Origin of the sequence: Nonomuraea thailandensis (assembly GCF_024172165.1) — a bacterium.
GTDB classification, from domain to species: Bacteria; Actinomycetota; Actinomycetes; order Streptosporangiales; family Streptosporangiaceae; genus Nonomuraea; species Nonomuraea thailandensis.
This window is the reverse complement of the sequence record NZ_JAMZEB010000002.1, coordinates 779,152-798,467: the sequence shown is the minus strand read 5'-3', so window position 1 is coordinate 798,467 and position 19,316 is coordinate 779,152. Positions and strand designations below refer to the sequence as shown.

Sequence of the window (19,316 nt, the reverse complement as noted above, 5' to 3'; positions counted from 1 at the left end):
GGGCAACAGGAAGCCGCTAGCCGAGCACGGCGCAGGTGCTGAGCGCTGCAGCTCCGCAGGCACCGTAGGCGGGCGGCGGGCGATGGCGGGTGACGGCGCGGCTGGCGCGGCGTCGGCGGCGGGCGCCGGACGGCGGACGACGGGCGACGGACGGCGGGCGGCGGGCGGTCCGGGCGCATGATGCCCGGCTGGGCCGGTCAGGGGCGGGTCGCGATGGCCAGGAGGGTCGCCGCGGGGCCGGTCAGGGGGCGGCCCCGGCGCCACACCGCGCGCAGGCTGCGGACCAGGTTGACCCCCGTGAGCGGCACCTCCACCAGCCGCCCCGTCGCCACGTCGGACTCCACCGCGTACCCGCTCAGCACCGCCGGCGCCGCCCCGGCCTGCGCGGCCCCCTTCACCGCCGAGTTGGACCCCAGCTCCAGCCGCGGGCTGGCCCGATGCATCGCGGCGAACGCCACGTCCAGCGTCTCCCGCGTCCCGGAGCCGGTCTCCCGCACGACCAGCGGCGTCGCGGCCAGCTCCGGCCCCCGCAGCACGGTGCGGCGGCGCGCCCACGGATGCGCCGGCGCCACCACGACCACGAGCCGATCCGTCCCCACGACGCGCACGTCGAGCCCGTCGGGCACGGTCGGCCCTTCGACGAACCCCAGCTCCACCTCCCCGGCCAGCACCCGCGCCGCGACGTCGGCCGAGTTGACCACGTCCAGCCCCACCTGGACCTCGGGCTCCCGGTGCTGCAGCTCGCCGAGCCAGCGCGGCACCAGGTACTCGGCCACCGTCATGCTCGACGCCACCCGGAGGTGAGCGGCCTCGCTGAGCCGTACGGCCTGGGCGGCCCGCATGAGCTCCTGGGCCGCGGCGAGCACCTGCGTGGCCCAGCCGGCCACCATCTTGCCCTCGGCGGTGAGCCTGGAACCGCGCGGCGTGCGTTCGAGCAGGGGGAGACCGAGGCGGCGTTCGAGCAGGGCGATCCGCTTGCTGGCGGACGGCTGCGCGATCCCGGCCGCCCTGGCCGCTCGCCCGAGACTGCCCAGCTCGCCGACGTCGACGAGGAGCTTGAGCGAGTCGAGATCCGGCAGCGCACTCATAGCCTCAGGCTATGACCTTCCAGGCAAGGCATGGCTACCGGGCGTCGCTCCCGCTCCCAAGACTGGGATCATGCTCACCACCCCGCGCGACCCCGCCGCCCGCCAGCACCGGTCACGCACGGTGCGGGGTCACGGGCCACGCCCGGACCGGCCCGGCCCGCGGACGCGCCGCGAAGGACCCGCACCTCGGCGGGAGCGCCGCTCCCCGTCCGGCTCCTGGCGGGCACGCCATGCCGGATCCTGGCGGGCAAGCCGGGCCGGCTCCTGGCGGGCACGCCTCGCCTGGCTCTCCGCCTGGTGGGCACACCTCGCCGGGCCGGGCTCACGACGGAGCACCCGCGACGAGCCGGGCGGCCGGTGGACGCGGCGGGCGAAGGCGTGGATCGGCCCGCACTGGCCGGGGTTGGTCGTGGCGGCCGTGGCGGTGGTGTTCGCGACGCTCGTCAACCGGCTCGTCCCCGCCCTCACCCCCGCCGTCGTGGCGGTCGTGGCCGGAGCGGCGGTGGCGAGCGTGGCGGGTGTCGGCGAGCGGCTGAGGCCGGGGCTGGCGTTCGTGTCCAGGCGGGTGCTGCGGGTGGCGATCGCCCTCCTGGGGCTGCAGATCGCCGTGCCTCAGGTGCTGGCGCTCGGCTGGCAGAGCCTGGCGGTCGTGGCGGTGGCGACCGGGGTGACGTTCGCCGTGACGCCGCCGATCGGCCGCAGGCTGGGCCTGAGCCGCGGCACGTCCCTGCTCATCGCCACGGGCGTGGCCATCTGCGGCGCCGCCGCCATCGCCGCGATGCGCGAGAGCACGGACCTGCCGGACGAGGACGAGGCCGCCGCGAGCGCCCTCGGCGTCGTGGTCCTGTACGGGACCGCGGCCATCGCCCTGATCCCCCTGCTGGCGAACCTCATGGACCTGTCACCGGCCCAGCTCGGCATGTGGACGGGCGCGGCCGTCCACGAGGTGGCGCAGGTGGCCGCGATCGGCGCCGCCTCGGGCGTGCTGGCCACGGCCGTGACGGTCAAGCTGGGCCGCGTCGTCCTCCTGGCCCCGATCGTGGCACTGACCGCCTGCCGCGAGCGGTCCGCCCGGATCGCCACGCGAACGCCGGACCGGGGACGGCGGCGGCAGGGTGGGCGCAGGCCGCCGGTCGTGCCGTTGTTCGTGGCCGCGTTCCTGGCGATGGTGGCCGTGCGGAGCACCGGGCTGGTGCCCGCGGCGGTGACCGACACGGTCCCCGCCGTGACGAACGTGCTCATGGCCGCCGCCCTGTTCGGCCTCGGCACCGGCATCGACGTGCGCAGACTTGTGCGGGGCGGCCGGGCGGCGCTGCTCGGCGGCATCGCCACGGCGATCATCGCGGCCACGTCCCTGGCGGGGGTCTCCTTCCTCGTGTGATCCTCGGAGTGGACGCCCGGGCCGGGGGCCCGTACCCTGCTCCGTTTGGAACAAATACCGCGAAAGCGGCCGTTCCCCGTAGGCAGGTCCAGGCCCATTCAAGGAGCACGAAACTCACCATGCACAGCACCACCGACTCCATCCTGCAGCCGTCCGACGAGGTCGCCGAGGCCCTGGCCGCGGGCGCGCCGGTCGTGGCGCTGGAGTCCACGATCATCTCCCACGGGCTGCCGCAGCCGCGCAACCTGGAGGTGGCGCGTGAGCTGGAGGGAGTCGTACGGGCGGCGGGCGCCGTGCCGGCCACGATCGCCGTCCTGGACGGCGTGCCCCGCATCGGCCTGGACGAGGCGGAGCTGGAGCGCATCGCGTCGGAGCCCGGGCTGCGCAAGCTGGGCCAGCGCGACCTGCCCCTGGCGGCGGCGCTGAAGGCGAGCGGCGCGACCACGGTGTCGGCCACGTCGTTCCTGGCCGCGCGCGCCGGGATCCGGGTCTTCGCCACCGGCGGGCTCGGCGGCGTGCACCGCGGCTGGGCCGAGGACCAGGACGAGTCCGCCGACCTCGACACGCTGGCCCGCACGCGGATCACCGTCGTCTGCGCGGGCGTGAAGTCCATCCTCGACGTGCCGGCGACGCTGCAGCGGCTGGAGACGCGGGGCGTGAGCGTGGTGGGGTTCGGCACGGACACCTTCCCCGGCTTCTACCTGCACTCCTCCGGCCAGCCGATCGACTGGCGGATCGAGTCGCCCGACGAGGCCGCAGCCGTCATGCGCGGCCAGGACGCCCTCGGCGGCCCCGAGACCGCGCTGATCGTGGCCAACCCGGTCCCCGAGGACCAGCAGCTCGACCCGGAGCTGCACGACCGCGTGCTGAGTGAGGCGCTGGCCGCCGCCGAGCGCGAGGGCGTCAAGGGGCAGGCGATCACCCCGTTCCTGCTCGGTTACCTGGTGAACGGCACCGCCGGCGCGTCCCTGGAGGCCAACCTCGCCGCCGTGCGCGGCAACACCGCCCTGGCGGCCCGGATCGCCGTCTCCTGGGCCCGATCGTGACCGACAACGCCATCCTGATCATCGGTGACGTCGTCACCGATGTGGTGGCGTTGCACGGCTCCCCGGTGCGCTCCGGCACCGACACGGCCGCCGACATCGTGCTGCGCCCCGGCGGCTCCGGCGCGAACACCGCCGCCTGGGCCGCCTGCCTGGGCGCCGAGGTGCACCTGCTGGCCAGGCTCGGCTACGACAGCAGCGAGTGGCACACGACCGAGCTGGTCAAGACGGGCGTGCACCCGCACATGGCCGTGGATCCCGACCGTCCCACAGCGGTCGTGATCGCGATGGTGGATCGAAGCGGCGAGCGCTCGATGCTCACCAACCGCGGCGCAGGCGGCCTCATCTCGGCGGCCGACTGGGACCCGGCCCTGCTCGACGGCATGGCCCGGCTGCACCTGTCGGGCTACATCCTGTTCGCCGAGGCCGGGCTGGACCTGGCCAGGCGCGCCATGGCGGACGCCGCGGCGGCGGGCGTCGCCATCAGCGTCGATCCGGCCTCCACGGGCCCGCTGCGCGACTTCGGCGTTGAACGTTTCACCCGCGAGACCGCGCCGGCCGGCCTGATCATCCCGAACCTCGACGAGGCCCTCCTCCTCACCGGGGCCAGGACGCCGGAGCAGGCGGCCGTACACTTGAGTGAGAGATATGGCACAGCGGTGGTGAAGCTGGGCGCGAAGGGCGCGCTGGCCGCCGTGGACGGCGAGGTGGTGGCCACCGCTGAAGGGGTGTCCGCCGAGGTCGTCGACTCCACGGGGGCGGGTGACGCGTTCGCCGCCGGGTTCCTCGCCGCGAAACTGCTCGGCGCCGACGAACAGGCCGCCTTGCAGGCCGGTTGCCGTGCCGGTGCCGAATGTGTGGCCCAGGTGGGCGGCCGTCCACGGTACGGTTTGGATCTGAACCGTCTTTACCCTATTCACACTGATTGATAGCTTGCCGCGTAGGCTGCACCATTAGCCACATGCGTTACGGGCAGCACCACGCGGCTCACTGGGGAGGATAAGGTCCGCCGATGGAAGTCGAGTCATCGATCTGCCTGAGCGACCTAGTCCCTGCGCTGCGTTGGAGCCGCCCGCAGCAGGTGGCCGAGGCGTTGGGTGATCCGCGCCTGCCCGCGGGGTGGTGGTCCTCCCTGGCGCTGTCCAAGGCGCTCGGCACGGCGGGGCTCGACTGGATCTGCGACCGCCTGGCCCGGCTGGCCTCCTCCCGCTGGGACCATCTGCCGCTGGCCGACCTGCTGCCCGCGCTGACGGTTCACCACATCGATCCCGCGCTGCCGGGCTGGCCCGAGGCCACCCGCACGGCGATCGCCGGCCTCGGCGGCTGGCAGCGGCTGCGCCGCCTGTCGCCCAGCGACCTGTCCACCCCGTCGGCCACGCCCGAGGCCGTGATCGGGTCGGTCTTCCGCGAGATCCTCGGCCGCATCCCGGCCCAGCGCGAGGTTCCCGTCGCCGCCGCCCAGGCGGGCCATCCGGAGGTCACCCGGCCGCTCCAGCGCGGCCAGGCGCCCGCCTCCTCCGCCGGTACGGGCTCCTTCGCCGCGCAGCCCTCCCCCGCGGCCGGGCCGCGCCAGACCGGCTCCTTCCCGCTGCCCGCCGCCGCCGACAACGGCCCGGGGGCACGCCAGACAGGCTCCTTCCCGGCGGTGCCCGGCGAGCGCCAGAGCGGCCCCTTCCCCGCCGTGCCCGGTGAACGCCAGACCGGCTCCTTCCCCGCCGTGCCGGGCGAGCGCCAGAGCGGCCCCTTCCCGGCAGCCGACGCGACGCCCGGGTCCTTCCCCGGCGCACCGCAACAGCCCTCGGAACGCCAGCCGGGCTCCTTCCCCGCGCCGCCCGCGGCCGACGGCACACCCGGATCCCGCCAGACCGGCTCGTTCCCCGCCGTGCCGGGCGAACGCCAGACAGGCTCCTTTCCGGCGGTGCCCGGTGAGCGCCAGACCGGCTCGTTCCCCGCGGTACCGGGTGAGCGCCAGACGGGGTCCTTTCCCGCGGTACCGGGTGAGCGCCAGACCGGCTCCTTTCCCGCCGTACCAGGTGAGCGCCAGACCGGCTCCTTTCCCGCCGTACCAGGTGAGCGCCAGACCGGCTCCTTTCCCGCCGTACCAGGTGAGCGCCAGACCGGTTCCTTCCCCGCGGCCGACGGCACGCCGGGGTCGCGTGAGACGGGCTCGTTCCCCGCGCAGTCGCCGGGCGGGCCGCGCCAGGGGTTCGCCGGCGAGGGCGGCCTGCCGCAGCGCCCGGCCCCCGGGCAGCAGGAACGCCTCCCGCAACGCCCCACGGGCCCGCAGCCCGGACGCCAGGACCCGAACGCCCTCCCGTCCCGTCCCGGAGCAGCCGGTCCCGTCCCGGGCACTCCCGGCTCCCCCGTCCCCAGCACTCCTGGCTCCGGGGCTCCCGGCTCGAACGCCGGCGCACCAGGCCCTCGACCCGGCGCCTCCCCGCTCCCCGGCACTCCCGGATCCACCCCGGCCGGCTCGATCCCGCCCCTCCCCGGCGGCGCCGACCCCGCCAAGAGCTACCCCACCCCCGTCCCCTCCGACACCGACCACGCGATGGTCCGGGTGGTGGACAGCCTCTTCCGCGGCCTGGACAAGCTGGAGCTGGCCGTCGCCGTGCACCGGCTGTTCGCCGAGGACCCGGTCAGCCTGCGTACGCTCGCCCACAAGATGCTGGTGGAGCGGGAGGCGCTCTCCCAGGCCCAGCGCACCGCCGAGGAACGCGTCCTGCAGTGGCTGCGCTCCTCCGAGTCCGCGCCGGTCACCGGCCACATGTTCCGCCTGACCGAGTGGCTGGGCGCGGCGGCCACCGAGGAGCAGCTCATCGGCGCGGACCCGGCCCACCCGGTGATGGTCCCGTCGCTGCGCACGCCGCTGTGGCGGGTGCTGGTGACGCTGATGCCCGACCGCCGTCTCCAGGACGGCTGGCTCGTCGTGGGCGACATCCACGGCCTGCAGGCCCGTACGCGGCAGCTCCTGGCCGCGAGCTCGCCCGACGCCGACGTCGTGGAGCTGATGAGCGAGCTGGGCATCCGCGCCCACTCGGCCAAGGCCTGGCTCGACGCGTTGCCTCCCGAGACCGGACCCGACCAGGCGGCCTCGGCCCCGTCTCCGGCCCAGCCCCTCCCCCGCCGCACGCCCGGTGCCAACGGCCACCACCACCGGGGCGGCCAGCCCATCCCGGCGGCGACGAGCGGCGCCATCGACCCCTCCGCCGCGCTCGCCACGCTGTCGGCGCTGTCGGGCGGCCGCTCGTCGATGCTGCCCGCGGGCGGCCTGGCGGGCGCCCCGTCCACGCCTCCTCCGCCGCTGCCGAGCCCGTCCTCCGACCCGCGCCGCTGGCAGCGCATAGAGGTCACACCCGAGCACCTCAGGGGCGGCCCGGTGGCCGTGCCCGAGGGGTACGCGGCGCAGCTCGGCATGCGTCCCGGCACCCTGCTGTCGGTGACGGGGCCGGGCGACAACGCGATCGTCCTGGTCTGGCAGGGCCACCAGCCGGTCTTCGACTCGCTGCAGCCCGTCCTCATGCGCCTGAACGCCCGCCCGGGCGACCAGGTGTACGTCACGGTGGACGGCTACCGCCTGGAAGCCCAGCTCACCGCCTGACGCCGCCCTCCCCGGGCTCCTGCGTCGGGAAGAAGATCGCACTCAGCACGTACGGCACCCGCCCCGCCCCGGGCCCGTTGCCCGCGCGGGCCCTGAGCACGTCCCGCAGCTCGATCGCCACCTCCCCCATCTCCTCCGGGCTGAGCCACAACGTCCCCTGCCGGTACCCCACCCGGTCGACCTCCGGATCGGCCGCCGGCCGGTCGAGATAGGCGTTGAACTCGGCCAGCAGCGCCGCCATGGCCGCCGCGAACCCGTGCCGGTGATCCTCCAGCGTCATCGTCCTGGCCGTGTCGAGGTCGATGTCGGTGGCGCCCTGCCGCAGCCGGTAGTGGCGCTCGACCACCCCCCGCACCCGCTGCTCGCCGGCCACCTCCAGCAGCCCGGCGTCGGCGAGCAGGCCGACGTGCCGGTAGAGAGTGGTCTTGGGCACGTCGGGCAGGCTCTCGCACAGCTCGGACGTGGTGCGGATCCGCCCGCCCGACAAGGCCCACATGATGCGCAACCGGATGGGATGCAAGATCAACTCAAGCGTGTCCATTTCCCAATATTCCCATACCTGGTACTGTTCCCAAAGTTGGAAACATTGAACATGAAGGGCAACCAGTGACGACGACACCGCAGGCCCGGCTCGGCGACACGGCGATCATCCCCCTGCGCACCCTGGATCCCGCCGCCGCGCTGAACGACCTCGAATGGCTGGACGACGCGATCGGCGACGCGCGGGTGGTGGCGATCGGCGAGAGCGCGCACTACAACCGCGAGACCTACGAGCTGCGCCATCGCCTGCTGCGCTACCTGGTCGAGCGGCACGGTTTCGGCGCGTACGCGATGGAGACCGGCTTCACGGAGGGCCGGCACACCGACGCCTGGATCCGCCACCGGAACGACCAGCACGCGGACGACCAGCGCGGGAACGACCAGCGCGGGAACGACCAGCGCAGGGACGACCAGGGGCGAGACGCCCAGGGACGAGACGCCCATGGCGCGGACGATCGGCTCGGTCGCATCATGGCGAGCGGCCTGACCTCGCTGACCGGCCTGTGGCGGCAGATGGGCGCGCACCTGGAGTGGATGCGCCGGCACAACGCCACCGCCGAGCGCCCCATCGGCTTCTACGGCATCGACCTGGGCGGCCAGAACGCCTCCCTGCTGCCCGGCCTGGACGCCGTGTCCGCCTACCTCGCGCAGGCCGACCCCGGCTTCGACCTCGACCCGGCCGTCCGGGAGACGTCCGCGGCCTTCGCGGCGACGTCCGCGTTCGCCGCTCCCGCGACCCTGGCCGCCTACGCCCAGCTCCCCGCCGGGACGAAGGACGCGCTGACGGCGGGCCTGGCCGCCCTCGCCGTACGGATGCGGGGCCGGCGTCTGGAGTACGTCCGGCGCACCGGCGCCGAGGCGTACGAGCGGGCGCTGCGCTCGATGCGGCTCGTCGTCACGCTGGAGGCGGTCATCCGCGACATGAGCCGCGGCGACCAGCGGAGCGTGATGTACAACCGCGACGCCGAGATCGCCGACACGGTCGAGTGGATCCTGCGGCGGGAGGACCGGATCGTCCTGGCCGCCCACAACGGTCACGTCCAGCGCTGGCCCGGCGTGCTCCCCGGCATGGACCCGGTGACCCCGATGGGCATGCACCTGGCCGACCGGCTCGGCGACGACTACCTGGTCATCGGCGCCACCTTCGGCACCGGGCAGATGCTCAACTCCGACGCCGCCGCCTTCCAGTCCGGCACGATCTTCGCCCCCGCGCAGCCGCCGGAGCCCGGCAGCCTGGACGCCCTCATGCACGCCAGCCACGACGGCCCCTTCGTCGTGGACCTTCGGCGGCTGTCCGCCGCCGACACCGACGCCGTCCGCGCCGCCACCGTCCAGCGCGCCGGTTTCGGCACCTTCCATGCCCCCGTGAGCCCGCTGGACGCCTACGACCTCGTCGTGCACCTGCCCCACGTCACGGGCGCCGACCCCGACGAGACCGCCCTCGCCTGCTCACCCCAGGAGGTGCGGGAGGTCTTCTCCCACTACAAGCCGCAGTGACGCGCCCCGGCCGGGCCTCGACCACACCACCGCAGGCGGCCACCGCTCCGAAGAGCGGCAGGCGTTCCGTCACAGCGAGCGCCGCCCAACAGCCGCAGGCAGCCCGACGCAACGGATGCCCGCCCCACGACCCAGGCGTTCCGTCACAGCGAGCGCCGCCCGACACCCGCAGACGGCCCGACGCCCGAGCGCCGCCCGACAAGCGCAGGCGGGGCGTCATGGCGGGCGTCAGTCGAACAGGCGCAGGCGGTGGGCCGTGGCGGCGGCCTCGCCGCGTGTGGCCACCCCCAGCTTGGCCAGGATGTTCGACACGTGCACGCTCACCGTCTTGACCGAGATGACCAGCTCCTCGGCGATCTCGCGGTTGCTCCGCCCGCTCGTCACCTCCCGCAGCACCTCCAGCTCCCGAGCCGTGAGCCCGAGCGGCTGCCCGCCGGCGGCCTCCTCCGAGCCGCCGCCGATCCTGGCCCGCCGCGCGAAGGTGTCGAGCTGCTCCAGCAGCGGCGTGGCGCCGAGCTCGCGGGCCAGGTCGCGGGAGCGGGTGATCCGGGCCGCCGCCCCCTGCCGGTCGCCGGACGCGAGCGCCGCCTGCGCCGCGCCCAGCAGGCAGAGCGCCTCGGCGTACGGCTCCCGCAACGCCTCCCACGCCCCCACCGCCAGGTCCCACGCCTTCAGCCGCCAGGCGACCGCCTCGGCCGCGTGCTCCAGCGGCGCCTCGGGCCCGGTCAGCGCGCCGAACGTGAGCCGGTGCGCCTGCTGCAGATCGCCCTCGGCCAGCAGCTCCCCGCCGAGCGCCCGCAGCCGCGGCAGCAGCGACAGCGCGAGCCGCGCGACCGCCCCCAGCTCCGAAGGCTCCGCGAACTGCCCGAACTGCCCGGCTCCGCCGAACTGCGCGGACCCCACAGACCGCGCGGATCCCATGGACCCCCCGGACTCCGCGGACCTCACGGACCGCGCGGACCCTTCGGACTGCGCCGAGTGCGCCAAGTTCGCGGCCTCGCTGGGCTCGGCCGTGCCGGGGCCCGCCGTGGCGCCCATGAGCCGCAACGGCGGCACCGCGGCCCAGACGAGCTGCGCGACGGCCACCAGCACCGGCCAGGCATAGCGCGGGTTGCTCACCAGGTCGCGCTCTTCCAGGGCGCGCGCCGCCGTCTCCACGGCCTGGTCGAGCTGCCCCCGCGCCTGCAGCAGCCGGATCTCCCTGCACAGGTGGGGCAGCGTCGTCTGGTCACGGTAGCTGCCCCGGGACAGCACGCTCCGGGACGCGTCCAGTGACTTCTCGGCCCGGTCGAACTGCCCGCGCGCCAGCGCGATGTCGGTGGCGAAGCCCTGCAGGCTGGCCCGGTAGGGGGCGGGCGGCGCGAGCTCGAGGGCGTGCTCGACCACCTGGAGCGCCTCGTCCCAGCGGCCCAGCGACACCAGCGGCTCGGCCAGGTTGATCGACAGGAACGTGCCCGACGTGCGGGCCAGGCCGTACTGGCGGGCCTCCTCGACCCCCTCGCGGGCGACCTGCGCGGCCCGCTCGTGCATGCCGCAGCCTTCCAGCGCGTCGGACTCGGAGATCGCGCAGCGCATCAGCGCGTTGTACGCCTCGTCGCGGGAGGCGATGCGGCGCGCCTCGGCGAACGCGGCGAGCTGGGAGTCCATGTCGGAGTAGCAGGAGTGCCCCCAGGTGAGGCTGATCATGGCGTGCGCCTCGACGTTGGCGTCGCCGACCTCGTGGCCGATCTCCATGGCGTGCCGGGCGGTGGCCTGCCGCTCCGGCCGGTCCTCCGGGCGGTGGAGCATGCGCGACAGGCTCTCCAGCACCTGGCCGCGCAGCTTGAGCTGGTCGGCGGGGACGAGGGCGGCGGCCGTGCGCAGGTCTTCGAGGTGGCCGGGGCGGCTCAGGTCGTAGCGGGTCAGGCCGCGCTGGCGCAGCAGCATGGCGGCCCTGATCGGGTCGACGCAGTGATCGAGCTCGTCGAGCGCTGCGCTGGCCATGGCGATGCTGCGCTCGTACTCGCCGGACAGGTGCGCGACCGTGGCCGTCTGCCTGAGCACGTCGATGCGGTCGGCGCCGATGCGCTCGATCGCGTCGGGCACCTGGTCCCACAGCTCCAGCACCCGGGACAGCATGCGGAGCTGCTCGTCGTAGGCGGTGGACTTGCGGGCCGCGGCGGCGGCGTGCCAGGCGCTGGTCAGCGCCCAGGTGGAGTCGTGGGCGGAGTGCCAGTGGTGGGCCAGCTCGATCGCGCCGCGCGGGGCGGGCAGGATCGACAGGTCGCGCTCCAGCGCCTCGGCGTAGCGGGTGTGCAGGCGGACGTGCTCGCCGGGCAGCAGGTCGTCGTGGAGCGCCTCGCGGATGAGGGCGTGGCGGAAGCTGTAGCCCTCGCCGTCGACCACCAGCACGTTGCCCGCGACGGCGGGCCGCAGGGCGCGTGACAGCGCGTTCTCGTCGAGCCCGGCGACGGCGCTGAGCAGGGCGTGCTCGATGCGCTGGCCGCCGGCGCTGGCCACCCGCAGCAGCTCCTGCGTCTCCTCCGGCAGCCGCTCGACGCTGGCCAGCAGCAGGTCGCGCAGCGACTCGGGCAGCGCCTCGCCACCACCGCACTCGTTGAGCAGCGCCTCGACGAACAGCGGGTTGCCCTCGCTGCGCGCGTAGATGAGGTCCATGTCGGCGGGGGACGGCTCCCGCTCCAGGATCCCGGCCGCCAGGGCGACGGCCTCCCTGCGGGTGAGCCTGCGCAGCTCGGCCCTGGTCACCCACTCGACCCGGCCGAGCTCGGCGAGCAGCGGGCGCAGCGGGTGGTTGCGGTGCAGCTCGTCGGTGCGGTAGGTCACCACGACGAGCAGGCGGGCCGCCGTACGCTGATAGCGCACGAGGAACGTCAGCAGGTCGCGGGTGGAGCGGTCGGCCCAGTGGGCGTCCTCCACGATCAGCACCACGGGCCGCTCCTCGGCCAGCCGCTCCAGCAGCCCGAGCACCTGCTCGAACAGCCGTGCCCTGGCCTCGGGCCCGTCCTTGCCCGGCTCTCCGAACTCGGGCAGCAGCCGCGCCAGGGCGCGCGCGTTGCCGCCGGGCACGAGCGCGGCCACCGCGTCGCGGCCCAGCTCGCGCACCAGCCCGCGCAGCACGGCGGTGAACGGCGCGAACGGCAGGCCCTCCGTGCCCAGCTCCAGGCAGCCGCCGACGAGCACCAGGGCGTCTCCTGCCCGGTGGTCGACGAACTCCTTGACCAGCCGCGTCTTGCCGACGCCGGCCTCGCCGCCCACCAGCACGGTGGACGACGCTCCGGCACGCGATCTGGCCAGGGCGTCACCGAGAGCGGCGAGCTCGCGGGCACGCCCGACGAACAGGGGGCTCACGGCGTGGATACTCACGCCCCAAGGATGCCATCCGCCCACGACAGAAACGTTCGCGAGCCCCGCCTTACGCGCTCAGCGCAGGACCTTGCGGAAGAACGTGGCCGACGCCTCGTACCCCAGCGCGTGGTAGAACTCCGGCGCCCGCCGCGTCGCCATCGCCACGTAGCCGGCCTCGCGCGAGCGGGCCCACCGCTCGAACTCCTCCAGCAGCGCCCGCCCGATCCCCTGCCGCCGCGACCCGGACCCGACCATGGCCTCCTCGACCCAGGCGACCGGCCCGTTCGCGAACAGCGTCAGATGCACGAACCCGAGCAGGTAGCCGTGCACCCGCCCGCCCACGACGGCAGTGAGCAGCAGGGCGTCGTCGTTGGCCAGCAACGAGGGCAGCGCGGCGTCGAAGGCGTCGCGCTCCGGCCTGAAGGTCAGGCCGAACTCGCGGGCCAGCGCGAACACCTCGTCCGCGTCCGACTTCTCCGCCCTCCTGATGAGAAGATCGTCAGCCGTCATGACCAACGACCCTAGATCGTCGTGAGCGCATTTAGCAAACACCTGTTCACAGGTCACCGAGGCCGAGTTGCCGCGCGATGAGCATACGCTGCACCTCGCTGGTGCCCTCGCCGATCTCCAGGATCTTGGCGTCGCGGTAGAAACGCCCGACGGGGAACTCGTTCATGAACCCGTACCCGCCGAAGATCTGCGTCGCCTCCCGCGCGTTGTCCATCGCCGCGTTCGAGGAGACCAGCTTGGCGATCGCCGCCTCCTTCTTGAACGGCACCCCGGCCAGCATCTTCTCGGCCGCGTGGTAGTAGGCCAGGCGGGCGGTGTGCGTGCGGGCCTCCATGTCGGCGATCTTGAACTGGATGGCCTGGTAGTGGCCGATCGGATGACCGAACGCCTTACGGTCCCTGACGTACCTCAGGCACTCGTCCACGCAGCCCTGTGCCAGCCCCACGCCGATCGCCGCGATCGCGATGCGGCCCTCGTCGAGGGTCTGCAGGAACTGGGCGTAGCCGCGGCCGCGCTCGCCCAGCAGGTTGCCGGCGGGCACGCGGCAGTCGGTGAACGACAGCTCCCGGGTGTCGGAGGCGTTCCAGCCGACCTTGGAGTACTTCTTCGACACCGCGAAGCCGGGCGTGCCGCTCGGCACCAGGATCGTGGAGATCTCCCGCTCGCCGGTGAGCGCGGCCACGCCGACGACGCCGGTGAGGTCGGTGCCGGAGTTCGTGATGAACGCCTTCGTCCCGTTGATCACCCACTCGTTGCCGTCGAGCACGGCGGTGGTGCGCATGCCGCCAGGCACGTCGGAGCCGCCGCCCGGCTCGGTGAGCCCGAACGCGCCCAGCCGCTCCCCGGCGGCCAGCCTGGGCAGCCACTCCTCGCGCTGCTCCGCGGTGCCGTACCGGAAGATCGGCATCGCGCCCAGCGACACCGCCGCCTCCAGGGTGATGGCCACGCTGGAGTCGACCCTGGCCAGCTCCTCCAGGGCCAGGCAGAGGGCGAAGTAGTCGCCCCCCATCCCGCCGTACTCCTCGGGGAACGGCAGGCCGAACAGCCCCATCGCGCCCATCTGCCGCACGACGTCGTACGGGAACTCCTCCCGTTCGTAGAAGTCGCCGATCACCGGCGCGACCACCTCACGGGCGAACGCCTCTACCGTCTTGCGCAGCTCTTCGTACTCGTCGTTGAGCATGTCTCAGCCTTTCGAAAGCGCCTGTACGACGCGGGACGGGCTGGGCCTGCCGAGCAGCTCCGCCAGCCAGGCGCTGGTGGACACGAGCTTGCCCAGGTCGAGGCCGGTCTCGATACCGAGGCCGCGCAGCATCCAGACCAGGTCCTCGGTGGCCAGGTTGCCGGTGGCGGACTCGGCGTACGGGCAGCCGCCGATGCCGCCCGTGGAGGCGTCGATGGTGGTGACGCCCGATCTCAGCGCTGCCAGGGTGTTGGACAGCGCCTGTCCGTAGGTGTCGTGGAAGTGCACGGCCAGCCGCTCCGGCGTGCGGAAGGCCTCGATCAGGGCCGTGACGTGGCCCGGGGTGCCGACGCCGATCGTGTCGCCCAGCGACAGCTCGTAGCAGCCCAGCCCGAGCAGCCGCTCGCCGACCCTGACGACCTGCGCGATCGGCGTGGGCCCCTCCCAGGGGTCGCCGAAGCACATCGACACGTACGCGCGCACCTTCATCCCGCTGTCCAGCGCCCTGGCCACGACCGGCTCGAACATCTCGAACTGGCTCTCCAGGCTGCGGTTCAGGTTCTTGGCGGCGAACGTCTCGGTGGCGCTGGCGAAGATGGCGATCTCGTCCACGCCCAGGTCGAGGGCGCGGTCGAGGCCGCGCAGGTTCGGCACGAGCACGGGGTAGCGCACGCCGGGCTTCCTGTGCAGCCTGGTCAGGAGCCGGTCGGCGTCGGCGAGCTGCGGCACCCACTTCGGGTGCACGAAGCTGGTCGCCTCGATCACCTTGTGCCCGGCGTCCGCGAGCCGGTCGATGAACTCGGCCTTCACCTCGACGGGGACGATCGCGGACTCGTTCTGCAGGCCGTCGCGCGGGCCGACCTCGTAGATCGTGACCTGGTGCGGCAGACCTTCCATGGGGTACGGCATCACGCCTCCTCGCTGGTGACCACGGCCAGGACGGCGTCCATGTCGACCGGCTGACCGGCCCGCGCGGACAGCTCGGTGACGACGCCGTCGCACGGGGCCGTGACCGTGTGCTCCATCTTCATGGCCTCCACGATGAGCAGCGGCTGGCCCTGGCTCACGCGCTCGCCCTGCTGCGCCTTGACCACCAGGACGGTGCCGGGCATGGGGCTCCTGACCACGCCGTCGCCCGCCGCGGCGGCGCCCGCGCGGTCGCCGGGGTCGCCGATGAGGTGCCGGGTGAGCGGCCAGGACGCGCCGTCCCGGCCGAGCCAGAGGGTGTCGCCGTCGCGTACGCAGAGGTAGCGCGCGGTGCGCCCGCCGATCGTCACGGCCAGGTCGGCGCCCGGCCGGATGCGCGCCGGCACCGCTTCACCATTGATCAGGACTTCGGCGGACTCTTCGGGCAGCCCGCGGACCTGGATCGTGTGCACGCCGTCCCTGGACTCCAGCCGCCACGCCGTCCAGGCCCGCTCCCCGATCCGCCAGCCGTCGGTGACCTCCCACGGGTCGTCGCCCTGTGGCATGGCGTGGAAGACGAGCGCCGCCACGGCCTGGACCTCCTCGGGCGTCGCCTCGCCCGGCACCAGCTCGGGCAGGACGCGCTCGACCAGGCCGGTGTCCAGCTCGCCCGCCGCGACGGCCGGATGCTCGGCCAGGGCGCGCAGGAACGGGATGTTGGTCACCACGCCGAGCACGGCCGTGTCCGCGAGCGCCTGGTCCAGCGTCCGCAGCGCCGTCGCCCGGTCGGGCGCCCAGGCGATCACCTTGGACAACATGGGGTCGAACTCGCTGCCGACGACCCCGCCCTCCACCAGCCCCGAGTCCACCCGTACGGCATCGCGGGCGGGCTCCCGCAGCGCCAGCACCCGGCCGCCCGTCGGCAGGAAGCCGCGCGCCGGGTCCTCGGCGTACACCCGGGCCTCCACCGCGTGCCCGTCGAGCCGCACGTCCTCCTGCGCGAACGGCAGCCGCTCCCCCGCCGCCACCCGCAGTTGCAGCTCCACCAGGTCCAGCCCGGTCACCAGCTCGGTGACCGGGTGCTCGACCTGCAGCCGGGTGTTCATCTCCATGAAGTGGTAGGCGCCGGTGGTGCCGTCCACGATGAACTCGACCGTGCCCGCGCCCACGTACCCGACCGAGCGGGCGGCCTCCACCGCCGCCGCGCCCATCCGGGCGCGCATGCCGGGGGAGACGAACGGCGACGGGGCCTCCTCGATGATCTTCTGGTGCCGGCGCTGGAGGCTGCACTCGCGCTCGCCCAGATGCACGACGCCGCCGTGGGCGTCGGCGAGGATCTGGATCTCGATGTGGCGGGGGTTCTCGACGTACCGCTCGATCAGCAGCGTGCCGTCACCGAACGCGGCCAGCGCCGTACGCCGCGCCGATTCCAGGGCGTCGGGCAGCTCGGCGGCCGACCGCACCAGCACCATGCCCTTGCCCCCGCCGCCCGCCGACGGCTTGATCAGGGCGGGGAAGTCGCGCCACTCCTCCAGCCCCGGTTCGGTGGCGCCGGGCACCACGGGCACCCCGGCGGCGGACACGGTGGCCTTGGCGCGGATCTTGTCGCCCATCGCGTCGATGGCGTCGGCGGGCGGCCCGACGAACACCACCCCGGCCTCGGCGCAGCGCCGCGCGAACGCGGCGTTCTCGGCCAGGAACCCGTAGCCGGGATGCACGGCCTGCGCCCCGGAGGCCAGTGCCGCGGCGACGATGGCCTCGATGTCCAGATATCTCGGCACCTCAAGGGCGAGGTCGGCCTCGCGGACGTGCCTGGCCCCCGCGTCGGACGGCGTGTGCACGGCCACGGACGCGATGCCGAGCCCGCGCAGCGTGCGCGCGATCCGTACGGCGATCTCGCCCCTGTTGGCGATCAGAACACGGTCGAACAGCATGCGTCACATCCGGAAGACGCCGTAACCGGCGGGATCGAGCGGCGCGTTGGCCGCCGCGGACAGCGCCAGGCCCAGGACCGTGCGGGTGTCGAGCGGGTCGATCACGCCGTCGTCCCAGAGCCTGGCCGTGGAGTAGTAGGGGTTGCCCTGGTGCTCGTACTGGGCCCTGATCGCGTCGGGGTCGGCGTCGCCGACGGTGGTCAGGACGTTCGCGGCCTGCTCGCCGCCCATGACCGAGATGCGGGCGTTCGGCCACATCCACAGGAACCTGGGTGAGTACGCCCGCCCGGCCATCGCGTAGTTGCCCGCGCCGAACGACCCGCCGATCACCACCGTGAGCTTGGGCACCCGGGCGCACGCCACCGCCGTCACCATCTTGGCGCCGTGCTTGGCGATGCCGCCCGCCTCGTAGGCCTTGCCGACCATGAAGCCGCTGATGTTCTGCAGGAACAGCAGGGGGATGCGGCGCTGGTCGCACAGCTCGATGAAGTGCGCCCCCTTCATCGCCGACTCGCTGAACAGGATGCCGTTGTTGGCCAGGATGCCGACCGGGTGCCCGTGGACGTGGGCGAAACCGGTGACGAGCGTCGAGCCGTACTCGGCCTTGAACTCCAGGAAGCGCGACCCGTCGGCGATCCTGGCGATCACCTCGCGCACGTCGTACGGCTGGCGGGTGTCGCCGGGCACGAGCCCGTACAGGTCGCGGGGGTCGTGGCGGGGCGGCTCGGGCGCGATCGTCTCCCAGGGCCGCTCGGCGCGCGGGGCCAGCGTGGAGACGATGTCGCGGACGATGGCCAGCGCGTGCGCGTCGTCCTCGGCCAGGTGGTCGGTGACGCCGCTGACCCGCGCGTGCAGGTCGCCGCCGCCCAGTTCCTCAGCCGTGACCTCCTCGCCGGTGGCCGCCTTCACCAGCGGCGGGCCGCCCAGGAAGATCGTGCCCTGGCCGCGCACGATGACCGCCTCGTCGCTCATGGCGGGCACGTACGCGCCGCCGGCGGTGCAGGAGCCCAGCACGGCGGCGATCTGGGGGATGCCGCGCGCGGACATCGTGGCCTGGTTGTAGAAGATGCGGCCGAAGTGCTCGCGGTCGGGGAACACCTCGTCCTGCCTGGGCAGGAACGCTCCACCCGAGTCCACCAGGTAGACGCAGGGCAGGCGGTTGTGCAGCGCCACCTCCTGCGCGCGCAGGTGCTTCTTGACCGTGACCGGGTAGTACGTGCCGCCCTTGACGGTGGCGTCGTTGGCCACGATCACGCACTCTCGGCCGGAGACGCGGCCGACCCCGGTGATGATGCCCGCCGCCGGGGCCTGGTCGTCGTAGAGGCCGTTGGCGGCCAGCGGCGACAGCTCCAGGAAGCGGGAGCCCGGGTCGAGCAGGCCGTCGACGCGCTCGCGCGGCAGCAGCTTGCCGCGCTCGACGTGCCGCCGCCGGGACCGCTCCGGGCCGCCGAGCGCGGCGGCCTGGAGGCGTTCGAGCAGCTCGGCGGCGAGCCGCTCGTTGAGCTCGGCGTTGTGCTTGTACGCCTCACTCCCGGGCTCCACAGCCGTCTTCAACACCGGCCAGTCGCTCCTCATGGCACCAGATGTTAGTCATCATTAACGTCATCGTCTAGCATGTGAGACGTGACCACCGCCTCTGACACCCCTACCCGCAGCCGGCGCAACAGGCGCGCGGAGATCCTGGAGGCGGCCGCCCGGCTGTTCGCGGCCCGCGGTTTCCACGGCGTGTCGATCGAGGACATCGGCGCCGCGGTCGGCGTCTCGGGTCCCGCCCTCTACCGCCACTTCGACGGCAAGGACGCGCTGCTGTCGGAGATGCTGCTCGACGTCAGCTCACGGCTGCGCGAGTCGGCCGTCACGGTCGTCACCGGCTCCGCCGGCCCGGAAGAGACCCTGGACGCCCTGCTCGACGTGCAGATCGCCTTCGCGACGGACCACCCGGCGCTCATCACCGTGCACGACAGGGAGCTGGGCAACGTGCCCGAGCCGGCGCGCCGGCAGATCAGGCGGCTGCAGCGGCTCTACGTCGAGGAGTGGGTGACGGTCCTGGCCGAGCTGCATCCCGACTGCCCCGCCGCGCGGCTGCGGGCGGCGACGCACGCGGTGTTCGGCCTGCTCAACTCGACCCCGCACAGCGCGGGCGAGCTGCCCGCGCAGGACATGCGCCCGATGCTGCACGCGATGGCCCGCGCGGCCATCGCCGCGTGCGCCCGTTAAGGCTCGTTAACTTATCGTCCTCGCCTTGTCGGCTCTACTATCTAGATATATCGTCACCATATCTCGATAGT

At 73.7% G+C, this 19,316-nt stretch carries 14 protein-coding genes; 6 read left to right on the top strand and 8 right to left on the bottom strand.

Annotated features, from left to right (window positions below; translation table 11 throughout):
- Positions 1–197: 197 nt before the first annotated feature.
- Positions 198–1,088 (bottom strand): LysR family transcriptional regulator, encoded by an 891-nt coding sequence (locus tag HD597_RS07700; protein WP_253741042.1) that lies wholly within the window; start codon positions 1,086–1,088, stop codon positions 198–200.
- A 70-nt stretch (positions 1,089–1,158) separates the two neighbouring features.
- On the opposite strand from HD597_RS07700, the gene HD597_RS07695 reads away from it, so the two are divergent.
- From HD597_RS07695 to HD597_RS07680, 4 genes are all read left to right on the top strand, one after another.
- Complete coding sequence (locus HD597_RS07695) at positions 1,159–2,469, top strand: YeiH family protein (protein WP_253741041.1); 1,311 nt, start codon at positions 1,159–1,161, stop codon at positions 2,467–2,469.
- A gap of 119 nt (positions 2,470–2,588) precedes the next feature.
- Positions 2,589–3,515, top strand: coding sequence for a pseudouridine-5'-phosphate glycosidase (locus tag HD597_RS07690; RefSeq protein ID WP_253741040.1), 927 nt, complete (start codon positions 2,589–2,591; stop codon positions 3,513–3,515).
- Entirely contained in the window at positions 3,512–4,441 is a 930-nt protein-coding gene (locus tag HD597_RS07685; RefSeq protein WP_253741039.1) for a carbohydrate kinase family protein, read from the top strand. The genes HD597_RS07690 and HD597_RS07685 overlap by 4 nt, the downstream gene beginning before the upstream one ends.
- Before the next feature lie 83 nt (positions 4,442–4,524).
- Positions 4,525–7,113 (top strand): hypothetical protein, encoded by a 2,589-nt coding sequence (locus tag HD597_RS07680; protein ID WP_253741038.1) that lies wholly within the window; start codon positions 4,525–4,527, stop codon positions 7,111–7,113.
- Here the strand turns inward: HD597_RS07680 and HD597_RS07675 are convergent.
- Positions 7,103–7,654: a helix-turn-helix domain-containing protein gene (locus HD597_RS07675; RefSeq protein WP_253741037.1), complete on the bottom strand. Its 552-nt coding sequence runs from the start codon at positions 7,652–7,654 to the stop codon at positions 7,103–7,105. The two genes, HD597_RS07680 and HD597_RS07675, sit on opposite strands and share 11 nt — an antisense overlap.
- Before the next feature lie 65 nt (positions 7,655–7,719).
- Between HD597_RS07675 and HD597_RS07670 the strand changes: the two genes are divergently transcribed.
- Positions 7,720–9,150: an erythromycin esterase family protein gene (locus HD597_RS07670; RefSeq protein ID WP_253741036.1), complete on the top strand. Its 1,431-nt coding sequence runs from the start codon at positions 7,720–7,722 to the stop codon at positions 9,148–9,150.
- 228 nt (positions 9,151–9,378) lie between these two features.
- On the opposite strand, the gene HD597_RS64275 is transcribed toward HD597_RS07670, so the two are convergent.
- The 6 genes from HD597_RS64275 to HD597_RS07635 are packed head-to-tail and all read right to left on the bottom strand — an operon-like array spanning position 9,379 to position 18,585.
- A complete protein-coding gene (locus HD597_RS64275) occupies positions 9,379–12,513 on the bottom strand; it encodes a helix-turn-helix transcriptional regulator (protein WP_308210574.1) in 3,135 nt (1,044 codons plus the stop codon).
- Positions 12,514–12,570: 57 nt separating this feature from the next.
- Positions 12,571–13,005 (bottom strand): GNAT family N-acetyltransferase, encoded by a 435-nt coding sequence (locus HD597_RS07655; protein WP_253741035.1) that lies wholly within the window; start codon positions 13,003–13,005, stop codon positions 12,571–12,573.
- Between the two features lie 46 nt (positions 13,006–13,051).
- A complete protein-coding gene (locus HD597_RS07650; protein WP_253741034.1) occupies positions 13,052–14,188 on the bottom strand; it encodes an acyl-CoA dehydrogenase family protein in 1,137 nt (378 codons plus the stop codon).
- A gap of 3 nt (positions 14,189–14,191) precedes the next feature.
- Positions 14,192–15,097, bottom strand: coding sequence for a hydroxymethylglutaryl-CoA lyase (locus tag HD597_RS07645; RefSeq protein ID WP_253741033.1), 906 nt, complete (start codon positions 15,095–15,097; stop codon positions 14,192–14,194).
- Complete coding sequence (locus tag HD597_RS07640) at positions 15,097–17,028, bottom strand: acetyl/propionyl/methylcrotonyl-CoA carboxylase subunit alpha (RefSeq protein ID WP_253741032.1); 1,932 nt, start codon at positions 17,026–17,028, stop codon at positions 15,097–15,099. Before HD597_RS07640 ends, HD597_RS07645 begins: the two co-directional genes overlap by 1 nt.
- Positions 17,029–17,031: 3 nt before the next feature.
- A complete protein-coding gene (locus tag HD597_RS07635) occupies positions 17,032–18,585 on the bottom strand; it encodes a carboxyl transferase domain-containing protein (protein WP_425572339.1) in 1,554 nt (517 codons plus the stop codon).
- A 66-nt stretch (positions 18,586–18,651) separates the two neighbouring features.
- Between HD597_RS07635 and HD597_RS07630 the strand changes: the two genes are divergently transcribed.
- Positions 18,652–19,245, top strand: coding sequence for an SACE_7040 family transcriptional regulator (locus HD597_RS07630; protein WP_253741030.1), 594 nt, complete (start codon positions 18,652–18,654; stop codon positions 19,243–19,245).
- Positions 19,246–19,316: the final 71 nt, after the last annotated feature.